The following is a 258-nucleotide window of genomic DNA, read 5'->3' as shown; positions in this document are numbered from 1 at the left end:
CAAGCGCCGTTGTCTCATGGTCCTCCTTTTTGTCTTTTCCCGTTCGAGCAGGATGGTCTGTCCGCGACCTGTGTAGACATCGGCCGGGGTGAGGTTTTTCAGGCTCTCGTGCCTCTTGGCGTTGCAAGCAACGCCTGCCGGCCAGCGGATAGCGGTGATGGTTGTAGTAGCCGATGAACGCATCGATCTGCGCTTCGAGATCACCTGGTAGAAAGTAGTTTTCCAGCAGGATCCGGTTCTTCAAGGTCTGATGCCACC

Annotated in this window: 1 pseudogene; it reads right to left on the bottom strand. The window is 56.2% G+C overall.

Features of this window, described 5'->3' with window-relative positions:
• Positions 1 to 258, bottom strand: a pseudogene (locus ACXAH0_RS25285) (hypothetical protein); the annotation flags it as partial.

The sequence above is a fragment of the Roseibium sp. AWQ4_290 genome (assembly GCF_056160985.1).
The sequence above is the reverse complement of the archived record's forward strand: the minus strand, read 5'-3'. Positions and strand labels throughout refer to the sequence as shown.